Source organism: Sphingobacterium sp. JUb56 (assembly GCF_014191365.1).
In the GTDB taxonomy this organism is placed as follows: Bacteria; Bacteroidota; Bacteroidia; order Sphingobacteriales; family Sphingobacteriaceae; genus Sphingobacterium; species Sphingobacterium anhuiense.
This window is the reverse complement of the sequence record NZ_JACHWL010000002.1, coordinates 79,621-97,440: the sequence shown is the minus strand read 5'-3', so window position 1 is coordinate 97,440 and position 17,820 is coordinate 79,621. Positions and strand designations below refer to the sequence as shown.

The 17,820-nt window shown below is 36.8% G+C and carries 10 protein-coding genes; 9 read left to right on the top strand and 1 reads right to left on the bottom strand.

Annotation, left to right across the window (positions count from 1 at the left end; genetic code table 11):
- Positions 1-101 precede the first annotated feature (101 nt).
- From FHR29_RS20020 to FHR29_RS19985, 8 genes are all read left to right on the top strand, one after another.
- The gene (locus FHR29_RS20020) at positions 102-647 is read left to right on the top strand and encodes an RNA polymerase sigma-70 factor (RefSeq protein ID WP_168127175.1); all 546 of its coding nucleotides are present in this window, start codon (positions 102-104) and stop codon (positions 645-647) included.
- Positions 648-993: 346 nt separating this feature from the next.
- A complete protein-coding gene (locus FHR29_RS20015) occupies positions 994-3,483 on the top strand; it encodes a hypothetical protein (RefSeq protein WP_183916829.1) in 2,490 nt (829 codons plus the stop codon).
- 167 nt (positions 3,484-3,650) lie between these two features.
- The gene (locus tag FHR29_RS20010) at positions 3,651-6,911 is read left to right on the top strand and encodes a TonB-dependent receptor (RefSeq protein WP_183916827.1); all 3,261 of its coding nucleotides are present in this window, start codon (positions 3,651-3,653) and stop codon (positions 6,909-6,911) included.
- A gap of 69 nt (positions 6,912-6,980) precedes the next feature.
- Complete coding sequence (locus FHR29_RS20005) at positions 6,981-8,690, top strand: RagB/SusD family nutrient uptake outer membrane protein (protein WP_221197902.1); 1,710 nt, start codon at positions 6,981-6,983, stop codon at positions 8,688-8,690.
- A gap of 543 nt (positions 8,691-9,233) precedes the next feature.
- Positions 9,234-10,124, top strand: coding sequence for an aldo/keto reductase (locus tag FHR29_RS20000; protein WP_183916825.1), 891 nt, complete (start codon positions 9,234-9,236; stop codon positions 10,122-10,124).
- 3 nt (positions 10,125-10,127) lie between these two features.
- Positions 10,128-11,300: an enolase C-terminal domain-like protein gene (locus tag FHR29_RS19995; RefSeq protein ID WP_183916823.1), complete on the top strand. Its 1,173-nt coding sequence runs from the start codon at positions 10,128-10,130 to the stop codon at positions 11,298-11,300.
- A gap of 21 nt (positions 11,301-11,321) precedes the next feature.
- Positions 11,322-12,875, top strand: coding sequence for an SLC5 family protein (locus FHR29_RS19990; RefSeq protein ID WP_183916821.1), 1,554 nt, complete (start codon positions 11,322-11,324; stop codon positions 12,873-12,875).
- 7 nt (positions 12,876-12,882) lie between these two features.
- Complete coding sequence (locus FHR29_RS19985; RefSeq protein ID WP_183916819.1) at positions 12,883-13,314, top strand: L-rhamnose mutarotase; 432 nt, start codon at positions 12,883-12,885, stop codon at positions 13,312-13,314.
- On the opposite strand, the gene FHR29_RS19980 is transcribed toward FHR29_RS19985, so the two are convergent.
- A complete protein-coding gene (locus FHR29_RS19980; protein WP_183916817.1) occupies positions 13,311-14,192 on the bottom strand; it encodes an AraC family transcriptional regulator in 882 nt (293 codons plus the stop codon). The genes FHR29_RS19985 and FHR29_RS19980 overlap by 4 nt on opposite strands.
- A gap of 418 nt (positions 14,193-14,610) precedes the next feature.
- On the opposite strand from FHR29_RS19980, the gene FHR29_RS19975 reads away from it, so the two are divergent.
- The gene (locus tag FHR29_RS19975) at positions 14,611-17,811 is read left to right on the top strand and encodes a SusC/RagA family TonB-linked outer membrane protein (protein ID WP_183916815.1); all 3,201 of its coding nucleotides are present in this window, start codon (positions 14,611-14,613) and stop codon (positions 17,809-17,811) included.
- The last annotated feature ends 9 nt before the right edge of the window (positions 17,812-17,820 follow it).

Below are 17,820 nucleotides of genomic sequence, written 5' to 3'. Positions count from 1 at the left end.
ACGAATAGAAGATATATTACTGCGAAAACAACGATGTTGTTATAACCTAATAAAAAATACGATACGCAAAGTAAACTGTCTATTCTTTATTTCGGAATTGAATGATGGAGCAGGTACAGGTAAAACAAAATTTTAATGAGTTGTTTAAGGAATATCATCAAAGATCATTTTTATTTGCACGATCTCTTGTTCATATCAATGAAGTAGCGGAAGACATTGCTTCCGAAGCGCTGATTGTGTTGTGGGAGCGAATGAATGTTGAAATTGTTCAATCTCCTAAGAGTTTTCTTTTTAGAGTTGTAAAAAACAAGGCTCTTGATTATCTCAAACATCAAAAAGTTCTGAAAAGATTTGTCGAATCTATTGATGAATGGAATGGAAAGCAGTTGCAACAGCATATGAATACTTTAGATAAAAGAGATGAAGAGGTTCTTTTTTCGAAAGAAATCAAAGAAATAGCTGCGAAGACTTTAGAGTGTTTACCAAAAAAAACCAGAGAAGTATTTGTACTAAGCCGACATCAGCATCTGTGCGGTAAGAAAATAGCAGAGGAGTTGGGTATTACCGTGAAAGGTGTGGAATATCACATTACAAAAGCTTTGAAAGTTATGACGGTCAATCTCAAAGATTATATAACCAAAGTCTAGTTTATCATTATTCTCGCCTACTACTTAAAGTGTTTCTTTGGATAAATTTTCATGGATATGAAATTTTGATTAAAATTTTACAATCTATTATGAAGTGAATTTTGTGTCATTACAATACTATAAAATTAGTTGTACATCCGATGTTTTGTGCAAAAAAACATTGATAAAAGTCAAAATAAGCGTAGCTGCTCAGGCAACATATTTTAATCTTTACAGTATAAATAAGCAATGTTGTTTCTCGTAAACGATTATTGTTTTTTTATTAACCATCTATGATCAGGACATAACAGACCAACTGTTATGATCGGATAAATAACCAAGTTTACTTACAAAGTATTATAAACCAATGAAAAACTATAAAATATGGATTAAATTGTCCCTACTATGTGGCCTATTTATACTTTCCTCTTTTCGAGTAGACATCAAGTTTCATATTGAGAGCGACTATTTGAAAATTACTATTGATGATAAAGGAAGTATTAAGAGTTTGTTTGATAAATCTAAAGAAAAGGAGTATTTTTCTAATGGACAATCTTCCCCTATATTAAGTCTTTACAAGAAATCAACTTATATCCATCCTGAAAAAGCAGTCTATAATAAAACTGCCCAGACAATAAGTCTATACTATCCATCCAAGAATATTGCAATTGTTAAAATAATCAATAAAGGAAGATACCTCCGATTGGAGTTACTTTCTTTAAGTTCTAGTAAAGATATTGAAGCTATAGTGTGGGGGCCATATCAAACAACTATAAACCAAATAGTAGGTGAAACAGTGGGAGTGGTGAGAGATAAGGAATTTGCTTTGGGTATACAAGCATTGAATATCAATACCATAGAAGGGATTCCTGAAAGTGGAGATAATGCTGGTGGAGGCATGTTTATTGACCCTTTACCAGGACAACAACTGCCTGAATCTTTAAGAGATCAAATAGGCAAAAGGGTTTCTATTGATGTCAATAAGGATGGTGATTTACCGGAATATGTACGGATGTATAGAGGTAGTATGGCTGTAAAGAAGCCACATGGTAGTGAACTCCGTCTGTTTTCTAGAAATAGAAATATACCTAGAATCATTGGTGCGGATGCATCTATTCAGTATGTTCCTGCAATCGATTCCGATTTTTTGGGTAGTGCTATTGCACTTTTTGGTTGTCCTGAGCCTGAGGTATTGAATGTGATTGAAGCAATCGAATTGGGTGAGGGCCTACCGCACCCTATGATTGATGGTGTTTGGACTAAAAGATCAAGAAGACCTTCGGAAGCTTATATGTTGTATGAAGGGAGTAATATGGACCACTGTTTAAATTACGCTAAACAGGCTAATTTCAGATTAGTACATATTGGCGATATTTTTGAAAGTTGGGGACATTTCGGATTACGGACTAAACGTTTTCCAAATGGAGCTGGTGATATTAAAAAGTTTACTGCAAAAGCTAAAGATGCAGGTATATCGATTGGTATACATACCCTGACTACTTTTACTGGGGTAAACGATGCATATGTTTCTCCAGTTCCTAATGATAGTTTGGCAAAAACAGGTAGTTCTATTTTACTAAAGGATCTAGGTGAAGATGACCGGGAGCTATTTATAAAAGATCCTTTATGGTTTAACAATATGGGGACAACACATACCATTAAAATTGGGGATGAGTTGATGGCATACAAGTCTGTTTCGAAAGAAGAACCATGGCGGTTAGAAGGTTTGGTTAGAGGTCAGTTTAAAACGGTTAAGGCAAAACATAAGGTGGGGGATAAGGTCGATAAATTACCAAATAATAGCTATAATGGATTTTTACCTGATATATATCTGCAACAGAAGTATGCCAAAAGATTAGCTGAAGTATGTAATGAGACCGGTATAGATCTGATGGATTTTGATGGATTTGAAGGTCTTGAGGCGACGGGGCATGGTACTTACGGTGAGAATAAATTTATATCCGAATGGTATAAGACGTTGGATCGTGATCGTTTGGTTTGCGGCTCAAATACGGCACATTATTTTTGGCATATCTATTCTTTTATGAACTGGGGAGAACCATGGTATAGTGGGTTAAGAGAAAGTCAGATCAATTATCGTATTGAAAATCAGCGTTATTTTCAACGGAATTATATGCCCGGCATGCTCGGTTGGTTTAAAATTGATCCAAGCTATCGTCCAGAAGAAATCGAATGGATACAGGCTCGAAGTGCTGCATTTGATGCAGGTTACCTCTTGCGAATTGACGAAAGTATTGAAAAAAGCGGTTTTAAAAATCATTTTTTTGAAGCTATCCGAGAATGGCAGAAGGCTAGAAATAGTCGGGCATTTAGCACTGCCCAGATTGAGATGTTTAAAGATCCTAAAAAGGAGTTTCACTTGAAGAAATTGACAGATTCTAGTTGGGAGCTTTATCCTGTTCGTTTATCAATGGGAAATGAACACAAATTTAGAGAAGTACAGACTGGCGAACCTGTTGCAAGTCATTTTAATATAGAAAATTCATTCGGTGCTCAACCTGTTCAATTCTATATCGAAGCGAATACAATTGAAGGAAATAAAACGGCAACAATAACCAATTTAAAGCTAGAAATAAATAAGTTTCAAGTGATTGAAATAGATGAATCAATTAAAGCAGGTGACAAGCTGATGTGTGATGGCCAGGTACTTTATTTATGTGATGCAACTTGGAACAAGCTTAAAGAGATAAAAATAGGGAGTATGCCGCATTGGGATGAGGGTAAAAATGAAGTTGTGATTACAAGCGATTTTTCAGGCGAGCAGTCCCCTGTTTTAAAGTTTGACTTCAAGACTATAGGCAAACCTGAAGCTGTTAAGTCAATAATTGATCAATAACCTCTTTTTTTAATCGAATTATAATAAATTAATTTAACCTTAAATCGTTACCGTAAAAGTGATCGCCTATGATAAAAACTGATTAAAAACTCTTTAGTAAGGGAATTGATAATATTCTTTTCCAAAGAAATTACTATCCAATGCTAACCATATTAACCTATGAAATTATGAATGAAAAATATAAACTCTACAAACCAAATTTAAATAATGGAGTATTGACGATGGGCGTCATGATTATCGCTTCTGCGATACACACACTGCCTACTTTTGCATCAGCAAAAGTGATAAGATCTAATTCAGTTTTTGTAACAAAAGAAAATCTATTAGATTTAAGTAGTCAACAAGCAATAGTAACTGGGGTAGTTACCGATGAAAAAGGTAACGTTATTCAAGGAGCTTCAATTAAGGTTAAAGGTACAAAAAATGCTACTTTAACAAATAAGAATGGAACTTTTGAACTATCAAGTTTACCTGCAAATGCGGTATTACTGATCTCTTATGTCGGTAAAAATTCAAAAGAAATACCGGTCAATAATCAGTCTGTTATTAATATTGTTCTTACGGAAAGTGCCTCCGATTTGGAAGAAGTAGTCGTGGTGGGCTATGGTACACAAAAGAAAGTAAACCTAACAGGTGCAGTTTCCTCGGTGAGCACAGAACAAATTAAGAATATCCCAGCAGGAAATCTGTCTAATTTAATTGCAGGAAGAGCTCCCGGGGTAACAGCTGTTGGAACTTCGGGATTGGCAGGAGCTTCGTCATCGATTCGAATTCGTGGAAGTTTTGCAGAGCCTTTGTATGTTATTAATGGTATCATAAGTGGAAAGGCAGATTTTGATGCGCTAGATGCCAATGAGGTGGAAACGATCAATTTTCTTAAAGATGCTGCAACTGCATCTATTTATGGATCAAAGGCCGGTAATGGTGTTGTACTTGTTACAACAAAAAGAGGTGTGAGTCAAAAGCCAGTATTTGAGTATAAAACATCTTTCTCATCCTCATCGCCTACAAAACCTATTCAGGATTATAGTGCCGCAGAAGAAATAGAATTTTTGAATCAGGTTGCTGTTACAAAAGATCAAGAAAAACCTTATGGACCTGATATCGTAGATTATTTCAAGGATAAAAGTTATAATATTAACGACTATATCTGGCAGTCTCCAACAGTACAACAACATAATTTATCTGCAAGAGGTGGAAGTGAATCGATCCTTTACTATTTCTCGATGGGCTATCATACGGAAAAGGGATCCTATAAAAATTTAGGGTATGATCGTTATAATTTCCGATCTGATGTAAGCGCAAAGATTACAGATCGATTTAAAGTGAGTGTAAATTTGAGTGGAAATCAACGAAATTATGATCGATGGTATTGGCCATATGACGGTGAAGATGACTTTAACGTGGGAGATTTTTACCGAGCGACGTTTAACTGGACTCGTCTATACCCTTTTTATGTGGATGAAAATGGCAATCCAACTTCGGATACAAAGGCGTTTCCTGTGGTTCCAGGAGCTTGGCATCCAATTGAGTTAATGGAAAATAGTGGCAGTTATCGACATAAAAAAAATCGAAATTTGGATGGAATTGTCCGGCTTGATTTAGATCTTTCAGATTTTTTGAAAGGTTTGAGTACCAGCTTGCAAGGACATTATATGGCTTCAGATCGTAACTCAAAAGCTTTTGTGCTTCACAATAAAGCATATATCTTTCAGTCGGCAAGTACAACAAATAAATTTATCCCAGGTCCCATTGATCCGACAAAAGTAAATATTCACAATTTGAGTTCGACTTACCCGAATATCAATGAACAGGTCAATTTAGATAATTCGTATCAGCTCAACTGGAATTTAAAATATGAAAATACCTTTGGTAATCATTTTGTTTCAGCCTTAGGAGGCTATGAACAGGCGGGTGGCAATGGTAAATACTTGACAGGTCGTGCAGATGAATTGTTAACGACGAACATAGATCAAATTTATAATACCTCCTCCGATATTTTGAAACGATGGTTTGACGGTAATGAGTCTGAAAGTGCACGGGCTTCATGGATCGGACGCTTTAACTATACTTATTCTGACAAGTATATCGCTGAAGTTTCATTCCGTTATGATGGTAATTATAAATTCGCACCAGGTAAGCAGTGGGGATTTTTCCCTTCAGCATCAGCCGCTTGGCGGGTTTCGCAAGAGCAATTTATGAAGGATTTGCCTTGGTTAAGTGATTTGAAACTGCGGGCTTCTTATGGTTCATCTGGTAATGATGATTCAGGAAGCCAATCTGTAGCGCCTTTTCTTTGGACTCAGGCTTATACTAAAAGTTCTGGATTTGTATTTGGTTCATCCTTACGTGACGGTTTAACAGCAGGACCAATGCCCAATCCATCTATAACTTGGTCTACTTCTCGTATGTTTGATTTCGGCATTGATTATGGCTTTTTTGGTCAAAAATTAACAGGTGAAATAGACTTTTTCAAAAGAACGCAAAGCGATATTTTAGGAGCAAGACTTGCTTCTACTCCTTCTACTTTGGGAGCTAGTTTACCCGATGTGAATTATGCTGAACGCTCATGGAAAGGTCTTGATTTTTCCGTTAACTGGAAAAATAAATCAGTTAATGATTTTCAGTATTCTTTTTATGCTAATATGGGTTATGCTGTAGATCAATGGGACATAATTGATGAGGCAGCAGCGCTTAGAGATGGAACATATCAAGACAATTGGAGAAGTGCAATTGGTCAACCAGCAAATCGGGTTTATGGTTTAGTCTCAAAAGGAATTATCCGGACGCAAGAGCAACTGGACCAATTACCGGAAGGGTTTATACAATATGGGCGTTCTCCTAAATTGGGATACCTCTTGTTTGAAGATATTAGAGGGGCTAATTTCTCAGAAGGTCCTGATGGTAAAATCGACGATAATGATATGACCTATTTGTCGGATAATGGGTCTCCTCGTATTAACTATGGAATTGGTTTTAACTTTGAATGGAAAAGATTTAGCTTAAATGCGCATTTCCAAGGAGTGGGTGCCTATGATCGAATGGTGAGTACTAGAAATGGTGGTGGTGTATTCCAAAATGACCGTCCTTATTTTGAGTTATGGGCAAATAATTATTGGACTCCTGAAAATCCAAATGCCGAATATCCAAGAGTTTCAGGAGAGTTTCAAGTGGCCGATGTAGGAGGTGGACCATCTACATTTTGGATTAGAAATGGGGCATATATCCGATTGAAAAATTTAGATCTTGCTTATGCATTACCAGATAATTGGTTTAAATCTATTGGTCTAAGTCGTGTTCAGTTTTATTTTAATGCAACAAATCTCTTCTACCTTACTGGACTAAAAGAGCATGATCCGGAACAAGAAACCTTGGATTCTTATCCACTGATGAAAACTTTTACTGGCGGATTGAATATTACTTTTTAAAGCAAATTAACGATGATAACTGTACGAAATAATAAAAGAAAATTTACAATTTTCTTCTCTATAATGACTATGATGGCTATCTTTTCAAGTTGTAGCAAAGTATTGAATGATGTAGATGACTTAAGTCGCTATCCTACTGAAGGAACTTTTGAAGATCCACTCACGGCAACAGCATATTTAAATAATTTATATGCCAGAAGCTTATCGGGTTGGCCTGTGAATAATGGGATTTACAGTGATGAGTCAAAAGGAATTATTGGAGATGGCGCAATTACGACTGATAATGGAACTATGAAATTTTGGCCCTATGCCGCGGTAAGAAGTATCAATATCTTTTTAAAAGAGATGTCGAAAAGTACGATATCAGCTGCGCAGAAAGACCCTATGATTGGACAAGCCAAGTTTTTACGCGCATTCTTGTATTTCAAAATGGTTTATTACCATGGTGGTGTTCCTATCATTGAAATACCTCAGGAGTTGACTGATGACCTAAAAGTGAAAAGAAATTCCACTGCAGAGTGTTTTAATTTTATTATTAAGGATTTGGATGAAGCAGCGAAGGTGTTACCTGCGAAGTACGCAGATAACGATAGAGGACGAATTGATCAGGCAATTGTGAAATCATTTAAAGGGAGAGTTTTGCTGTATAAAGCTTCACCTCAATTTAATCCAACCAACCCTTATGGAAATGCTTATTGGCAGGATGCTTATACTGTCAATAAGGATGCAAAAGATTTTTTGGATCTGAATGGTTATGGCTTATTGGAAGATTTTAAAAAACTTTTTGAAACTAAAGGACATAAGGAAAATGTGTTTTCAGTAATTTATGTCAATCCAGCGAAAACGAATGGACGAGGAGAGGATGGTATCCGTCCACTTTCTGAATCAAAAAATGCGACAGGAAATGATGAGCCGATTTGGGCAATGGCAGAGGCTTTTCCAATGAAAGACGGAAAGAAACCTGGTGATCCAAGTTCTGCCTATAGCTATAATTTGCAGAATTATTGGAAAAATCGTGACCCTCGATTCGATGCAACGATGGTCTGGAACGGTGAGCTTTATGAATTGAGTGGAATAAAAGGACGCCGGCAGTATACGATGGCTGGAATCGCAAAGTCTATGGATGCTTTTGGTTTCGTGATTCAAGGAGAGAATTTTAGTCGTACAGGTTTTTATACGAGAAAGGGCATCATGGAGGAGCTCCCATCTGCACAAGTGACTTTGAATGATGTCGACTGGCCAGAAATTAGGTATGCAGAGGTCTTGTTTAATTATGCTGAGGCGGCTAATGAAATAGGAAAACCAGCTGAAGCGTTAGCAGTTTTAAAAGCTATCCGTCATCGTGCTGGTATTGAGCCGGGCATAGATGGAATGTATGGCTTAAAAGTGGGGATGAGCCGTGAAGAAATGCGTACCGCATTACTGGATGAGAAGTATGTCGAATTCATGTTTGAAGGAAAGCGATTCTGGGATTTGAGACGACATCGTTTATTGCATAAATTGGATGGTATGCATAAGTATGGTCTCATGGCAACAGCTGTGAACGGACGCACCGTGGAAGAAATAACGGCTGATGATATTCTGAAAGCTAATCGCTTTGAATTGTTGCCGGAGCATTTTACGTATAAGGTAGTCGAATTGATTACAAATGGACCTAAGGCAATGGTAATGCCAGAAAGTTACTATTTTTTCCCTATTCAATTGTCGAATATTAACCAAAATCCAAACTTGGAGCAGAATAAAAATTGGGGAGGAAACTTTGACCCTACTTTACATTAATCGTTTTTGTTATAATAAAATAACTTGTTTAAGCCATTTGAATTCCGTTAGTCTTGAAGAGATTCGAGCTAACGGTTTTTTTTGATATTTTGTTAAATCTGCAAAGAAAATACTACAAAAAGTCAAGTTTCGGGTAGTTTTAAAATGCTAAATATTCCAATTTTAAACGGAATAAAAACAACACATAAGAATCATAGTGTTATTTTTAAATTTATGGACGAAGATCGATGAAAAAAAATCACCTGTTAAAAACATTATGATCGGTACAACTAAAATTATTTTGAACCTTATAAGCTATAATTTATATAAATTGAATGTATTAAAAACAAAAATTAGTTTTTGGTCTTAGGGAAGAAAACATATGTTTTGGATAAAATACCGCTGGTTTGGGTGAATATTTAATTGGACTTTTATAAGTGAGATATGTTAAATGTTTTACAAAATTAAATATGTAGGTGAAGTCCAGACAATATAAAAAGGGATGCAGAATTTGAAGTAAACAGTGAAATGCTTTAGTTATTTTTTGAAAAGTAAAATTTAGGAATGTACAATCTGGGAATAGATAAAATAATATTGGGAACTGCTGGTTTAGGTGGTGTATGGGGAAATGTAAAGGCAGAGGAATCGATCACTACAATTGAGTATGCCATGTCGCATGGTATAAGTGCAATAGATACTGCTCCGGCATATGGAGATGCTGAAGAATTTGTAGGCAAAGCACTTGTACAATGGGAAGGTGAATTACCTAAGATTAGCACTAAAGTGGGACGGCTAAAAAGTTATAAGGCCGATCAGGCATCATATGATTATTCTGCAGATGGGATGAAAAGAAGTGTGGAAAATAGTTTAAAAACGTTAGGTATTTCGACTATTGATGTACTTTTTTTACATGATCCAGCGGCAATTCCTACTGAAAAAATCGAAAATGTTGTTTCGCGAATGCGATACTTTAAACAAAATGGCTTTGCAAAGAAAATAGGTATTGGGGGTAATTTACCTGTTGCATTTGCGCCATACCTTGAAGATGATGTATTTGATGTTATCATGGAATATAATAGGCTTAACGCTTGTTGCATTGATGCGCTTCGTACAACTATACGAAGTTGTGAAAATACCCATAAATACTATTATGCGGCTAGCCCACTAAATATGGGACTATTAGGCTGTAATTTTCAAGAATTTTTAAACTTCCCGCCAAGTTGGCTCGATATGAAGAGTATAGAACAAGCTCAGAAGATAGATGCAATTGCGCAACGATATCATATTCCCTTAGATGTATTGGCCTTACGCTTTATATGTACAATCCCTGCTTCATTTAAAATGGTGCTGGGGGCCGCAGATCATGAGCAACTTAAGAGTTCGGTCCATGCGATTGAAGCCGGTATTTTGCCTGCAGCTATTTATAATGAAATCCTTCAAACCTTTAAAAAATAATAAATGAATGAAATTGATGATGAAATTTTTAATGTTCAAAAAATTAGCATTAGAGTTTTAGAACCAGTGGCTAACGTCACGCCCTTTCAGGATGCAACAATGGGTCCCTTCCCGTCTTTTGGCTTGTCCATTATCAGAATAGAAGATGAGGATGGCTATATTGGAGAGGCTCCGGTATATAATAGCTACACGAATATTTTAGAGACTTGCTTATTTCCAATTTTGTTTCACTGTAAAGGTGTTCCATACAAAGAGTTTTTTCCAAAATTATATTGGTCTATTCGAAATGAAGGATTTAAAGGTGCGGCTTCAGCCTTATTGGGGCAGGTCGATATGGCCTTGTACGATCTAGCTTCTAGACGTAAAAATATTCCCCTGTACCGCTATATTGGTGGCACTCGAAATACGGTCAAAATATATGGTAGTGGTGGCGGAACGAATTATACGCTGCAACAGTTGGAGGATGAGGTGCGTGTGTTTATGGAAGCTGGAGTGGATTGCTACAAGATGAAAATCGGAAAAGATTTTGGAACAAATATCAGTGAAGATATTGAGCGCGTAAAACATGTTCAACGTTTGGTGAACAATAGGATGAAGGTGGCAGTGGATGCCAATCAGATCTGGTCGTGTAAAGATGTGTTTAAATTTATTGACGCTATCGGCGAGCAATCTCTGTGTTGGATAGAAGAACCGATCCATTCTGCCGCATACGATCAGATCGAAGAGCTTTGTAAGCAAACCTCATTGACTGTCGCTTATGGAGAATCGGAAAGGACTTCAAAAATTTTTCCTATGCTGGCTAATTGTGGAGTTGGCCACCTGCAACCGGTGCCGACACAATTTGGAGGAATGAAAGAATGGATGGAGGTACGTGATTTATGTAAATCACGCAATTTACAGCTTTCTTCTGGAGGTTATTCTTTATATTCGACCTTCCTAATGACCACTGCCGATGATAATGGAATGATCGAATACCTCTATTCGCTGATGTATGGATTAGAAAAGTATTTTTTGATAAGCCCTACTTTAAGCAATGGACAGTTTCATTTACCTGAATGTGAAGGATTACCAGTACGGATAGATTGGGATTATTGTTATAAAGAAAATAAAGTAATACGGGAACAGGTATGGGAAAAGCATCAAGTCTCGAATTACAACCCATTAGTAACGATGTAATAAAATAAAAACAACCATATTGTGAGCTTATCATTCAATTATATTGATTATTTAGTTTTAGGATTATACGCGTTAATCTTATTATATGTTGGATTTCGTTTTAATAAAAAGGAAAAGAATCAGCAGGATATATTTTTGGGTGGACGTACACTGAAATGGTGGCAGATCGGTTTTTCTATTTTTGGTGCTAATGCTGGCCCTATGATGTTGATCGGTTTTGCCAGTATAGGTTTTACACATGGTATTGTTGCCAGTAATTTTGAATTATTGGCCTGGGTCTTTCTCATGTTGCTCGCGATGGTTTTTCTTCCTTATTATTTGAAAACGAAGATCACTACAATCCCTCAATTTTTACTGATACGTTTCGGTAAGCGATCCTATAATTTTTTAATTGTATATAGTTTGATTTCTATTCTGGTGGTGTGGTTAGGAAGTGCGCTTTATGCAGGAGGTTTGCTCATATCTGGAATATTCGGTATTTCGTTATTTACTGCGATCGCCGTGATCGCGGTTATTGCAACAAGCTTTACGGCAATTGGAGGGTTGAAAGCAGTGGTACGGACCGGTGTATTTCAATCTGTTATCATTATCATCTCTTCTGTTATACTTACCTTTTTAGGGTTTCAAAAAATTGGCAGTGTTGATGCATTAGTCAGTCAAACGCCAGAATCTTATTGGAAACTTTTTTTGCCAGCATCCAATGCCGCATATTCTTGGGTAGGAATTTTATTAGGTTATCCTGTCGTCGCAATTTACTATTGGTGTGCCGATCAGACCATTGTTCAGAAAGTGTTGGCGGCTAGAGATTTGAAAGAAGGCCAGTACGGTGCTATCTTTATTGGAACCCTAAAAGTGATTATGCCGATTATATTTATCCTGCCGGGTATCATGTGTTATGTTTTGTTTCGAGATACAGCGCCTGATAATGCTTATATCACAATGATCAAAGAATTGATGCCCCACGGTCTTCTTGGTTTAAGTATTGCCGCATTGATTGCTTCGTTGGTCGATACTGTATCATCAAGCTTGAATTCATTTTGTACTGTTTTTACATTGGATGTTGTCCAGCAATTTAAGGTGCTTAATCGGGAACAGCAGGTCAGGATGGGCAAATGGGTTACGGTGGTCGCAGCGATTGTTGGGGTAGGTATTGCACTTTTATTTTCGTATTCCGGTAAAGGATTTTTCGATCTAACACAAGGATTAGTGTCCATTCTTTCGCCACCGCTCGCTGTGGTTTTTCTATGGGGCATTTTTTGGAAGCGTATTAATGGTAAAGCGGCTGAAGTCGTACTCTACGGTGGAGGATTCATTTGCTTGGTTCTAGGTGCTTGTCATGTACTTAATTATCCTTATGAAGGATATTGGCCTCATTTTTTAATGCTTTCTTTTTATATTTTTGTAGCATTGAGTGTCGTTATTGTTGCTATAACTTTATTAACAAAGTCTGAAGTTAAGACGGAGATCCCTACATTATTGGACGTTAAAGATAAAATGGGCAGTTCTAGTTCTATTTGGTGGACATGGGCTGCTCTTGCAACGGTCATGATTGCGATATATATTTATTTTAATTGATATAGTTATGAAAAATTTTGGGATAAGTTTTGTTTTATTATGCAGTTCTATCTTATTTGTCATGTGCAAGCAACCTGAAAATAATCAGGATTCTACAACATTTGAAGAGAAAGTATTTGTTGTGAATACGGTTGATAATGATGAAAAGCTACAGGAATATTTAACTTATCATAAGCAGGTATGGCCTGAAGTTGAGGCTGGATTTAAGAAAGCAGGCTATAAGCGGATCACACTTTATCATTTTAAAGATCTCATTGTAATGGCGATATCTGTACCTGTGGGTGCTGATCTAGATGAAATGGGGAAAGTAGCTGAAGCCCATAATCCCAAATGCGCTTCATGGAATAAGTTAATGAATACCTATCAAAAAGGTGTCAATGGAACAGAAGAAGGGGAAAAGTGGGTAGAGGCTTTGCCCTTCTATGAATTTAACAATTAAAGTGTTTCAATCTCGGCGGTAATTTTGTATTTCTTGGCAAAATCTCGAGGTGAACTTCCCTTGACATCTTTAAAATGCTTGTTGAAGTTGGAAATATTATTATAACCACTTTTGTAGCAGGTTTCCGTGATGTTGTAATTTCCTTCCATTAATAATTTGGCAGCATGCCCGATACGTATTTCCTTGATAAAATCAACTAATGTCCGGTTAGTCTGCATTTTGAAAAATCGACAAAAAGCAGAGGTGGACATTGGTACGACAGAAGCCACATCCTGAAGAGAAATATCTTCTTTAAAATGCTTAAATATATAGTCGAATACACGATTAATTCGATTGGCCTCAGTTGAAGTTTCGATAATATGAAATGAGGGTGATGATAGTGTTTTGCATGTAGTCGATAAAGCCAATTTGTCCAATAGTTGTAACATTAGAACTGCACGTGTAAGTCCTGTAGCCGTTAACATTTGGTATAATATTTCCTTTGCATCAACCACAATTGTACCGGTGAACAATACCCCTTTTGATGCATTTTCGAAAAGTTGATTCAAGTGTACTGCCTCAGGTTTTGTCAATAGATCTTTTCCGAGGAAATCGGGATAGAAATGTACAATAATAGCATCAGCAGGACGCTTGCTGTTTATCGTATTGTAATATTGCCAACAGTGAGGTAAATAACTTCCCAGAAGTACGAGTTCGTCTCCCTTAAAATCTTCAATATGATCACCTATAAAACGCTTTCCAGTGCAGTTTTCCAATAAGGCTATCTCAAAATTCACATGCGATTTTAAGGAAGTATATTTCTTGATTTCCAATTCTTCTGCACGAATCGTAAATGATTGATCCGGCGGAAAGGTGAAATTTTCGTAGATGTGTTGCATAATATTAGTAATAAATTCTGGTAGAAGAGCAGATATTATAACGGGTTATATTCTTAGTGCACCTAAAGATATATAAAAAATGTAACTAAATAAAGCTGTTCTGCTTAAATATAATTGTGCGCAAAAATAACATTATAAAAAATCAAATTATTGGTGGTTATCCCTTTATATAATTTTGAGATTTATTCCGATAAACAATCTGCGACCACAGGTTAGCATATCAAAACCAAATTATGAATTATACTATTGGAAGACAGGCATAAACTAAAGACTATGCAATTCTTTAGGTATAAATACTCTAATGAAAAATATAATTGCCTATGGATAAGAATATAGACGAATGAAAAAACAATGAAGGAATGCGACTCCTTCATTGCCCATTAATTTCCTAATTAACTAATCAAGAATATACTAAATTATGAAAAATGTCAAATTAATACACATTCTAAATTTTGGCAAAAAGACAAAGAATCTAACACTATTATGTGCGCTGGCTACGATCAATAACTCGACCCATGCAGCAACAGAATTTGTTACTTTAAATACTGGTCAAATTGAGCTTGAAAATCAGAAAAATAATCAACAAGAAATAATTGTTTCCGGTAGGATCGTCGATGTAAATGGAAATCCTTTGAAAGGAGTTACTGTAGCTGAAAAAGGGAAACGAAACCAACAGAAAACACAAGAAGACGGTAAATATCAAATAAGAGTTTCTTCTTCAAGTTCTTTAGTTTACACCTACATCGGATATGAGACTCTTGAGCGTGCAGTTCAGGGTAAAAGTGTTCATGATATCACAATGAAAGTGGGAATCAGTGATTTAGATGAGGTTGTAGTTATTGGCTATACTTCTCAAAAGAAATCATTATTGACAGGAGCGGTTTCTACAATGAAAGTCGATGAAACATTAAATACAATTCCTACAACATCAGCGGGAAATTTATTGATTGGAAAACTGCCTGGTGTAAATGTTAGTACTGTAAATGCGATTCCTGGATCGCAACCAAGTATCAGTATTAGAACAGGATCATCTCTTAATGATCAAAACGTAACTTACGTGATTGATGGTGTGGTGAGAGGTGCAGGAGATTTTAACAATTTAAGCCCTAACGAGATTGATGATATTACCGTTTTGAAAGATGCCGCCTCAGCAGCTATATATGGTTCTAGGTCTGCTGGCGGTGTTATTTTAGTGACGACAAAAAAGGGAAGTTTAGGTAAACCGACTTTTAATTTTTCGACGGGATATAGTATCGATACACGTACTAAAAATATGGGTCTAACCAGCGCAGTACAAGCGGGGGAATTGTATTCGCGCATCAATGGATCAGCAGATCCTGCTGGTTGGGCATGGTCACAGGAAGAATTGGACCATTATAAAAATATCAATAATGGATGGGGCTACGATCAGTTGGCGGATGTCTGGCAAAATCCAACAACGCAAACCAATAATTTAAGTGTTAATGGTGGAAGTGAAAGGGTGCGTTATTTTGGGGCAGGGTCTTACGTAAAGCAAAAGGGATTTTTAGAACCGATGACTTACGATAAGTATAATGTGAGAATGAATGTGACAGCTGATATTACGAAAGATTTAGAAATTTTCACGGGATTTGCGTTGTACAATGACATGACAGGACGCATTGCTGATAATGCCGATCCTGCTGATACTTATGGTAAATTGAGGATCTGGCAACCCGATCAACCCGTTTATACCAATAATGGTCAGTTTATAGATTATGGATGGATCGGTAATGTTGGGGCTCGTGTTGCAGGTGCTAGTGGTTACGATAAGGAAAACCATTTGAAGCCACAATTGATTTTGAGCGGTACTTATAAAGCTCCTTTTTTAAAAGGTCTGAGTGCAAAAGCGATGTATAGCAGAAGTTGGGCTAATAATATGAGAAATCGCTTCTTTACAAATTACGATATGATGGTGATGAAGAGAAGCGGAACGAATAATCGTATTGTGTCTACCGATGATAATGATATTACAGGTGTGCGGAGATCAACATGGGTAGGTAAAGATTTTATTGAGCGTAAATCAACTTGGAGCGATGACAAACAGTTTAATATGCAATTGAACTATGCAAATGTTTTTAATGAAAAACATCGCGTAGCTGCAGCCTTAGTTACTGAATGGTATGAAGGTGCTGGTTCTGGTGTAACGGGGGGACGCGAAACCTTTCCAGTTTATAGAACGGATCAATTTTGGGCAGCTAGTGGTGCTAGGGCAGACACGTGGGGAGATGGAGATACGGATTGGGTGAGTGGACGAATGTCGTATATAGGTCAGTTTAATTATACTTACGCTGATAAGTATTTGTTTAACTTTTCTTTTCGTGAAGACGGTTCTATGAATTTTGCACCTGAACAACGTTGGGGCTTTTTTCCCGCTGGATCTGCTGGTTGGGTGATTTCTGAAGAAAACTTCTTTAATAAGTCAATCGTTCAGACCTTAAAATTGCGTGGATCCGTAGGCTTAACTGGTAACGATGCTGTAGGAGGTTGGCAATGGCAACAATCGTATCAATCGGGTAGTTCAGCATATTTTGGTACTAGCCCATCGCGATCAGTAGGGTTAACTTATGGAAGCGTAGTTAATCCAAATCTAACTTGGGAGAAAGCACTGAGTTACAATTTTGGTGTGGATATGAATTTTTTGAAAAAATGGAATTTATCTGCGGATTACTGGTTCCGTAATTCTTATGATATTTTAGGAAACCGTCAAAATACACTACCGTCAACTTATAGTTTATCAATGCCCGCTGAAAATTATGGCGAGATTGATGCACAAGGAATGGATTTGCAACTAGGCTTTCGTGATGGAAATGAAAAAGTAAGTTATTTTGCAAACTTAACTATGTCTTACGGATGGAATAAAGTAATTAAACAGGATTATGCAGAGAATGCGCAATGGATTGATATTCCTGTCGGTAAATCTAGAAGCAATATCACGGGTTGGGCGTTCGATCAGATTATCCGTACTCAGGAACAATTAGATGCTTTTAATCAAGCCAATCCTAAATATAAACATAATGGATTATCGCCTGAATTAGGAATGATGGTCTATAAAGATTTAAACGGACCTGATGGTGTTCCTGACGGAATTATAAACGATTGGGACCGGATTATGCTCCGGTCAAAAAATTTCCCTGTCATATTTGGTCTGAATCTAGGAATAAGTTGGAAAGGGTTTCATTTGGAAACGATGTTATCTGGACGTTTAGGGGAAAAGAAATGGATGTCAGATCTAGCAGGTGGAGTCGAGTGGAACCGAATGTGGGATCAATGGTATGATGATAGCTGGACTTCAGAAAATCCAAATGCAACTTTGCCAAAGCGTATCGGAGCCAATAATGCAAAAACATATCAAACGAATAGCGAGTACTGGTTGAAAGACGCTAGTTTCATGCGAATGAAATATTTGACACTGAGTTATAATCTGCCGAAGAATGGTGCATTTTACAATAAAGTATTTGAGAATGTACGCTTATTTGCTACAGGTACGAATCTATTTGTGTTGAGCAAATTCAATAAATATTATGATCCTGAGATCGGTAATGGGAATGCATTTCCAGTGTTAAGGTCTTACAATTTTGGTATCGATGTTAAATTCTAAACCTAAGAC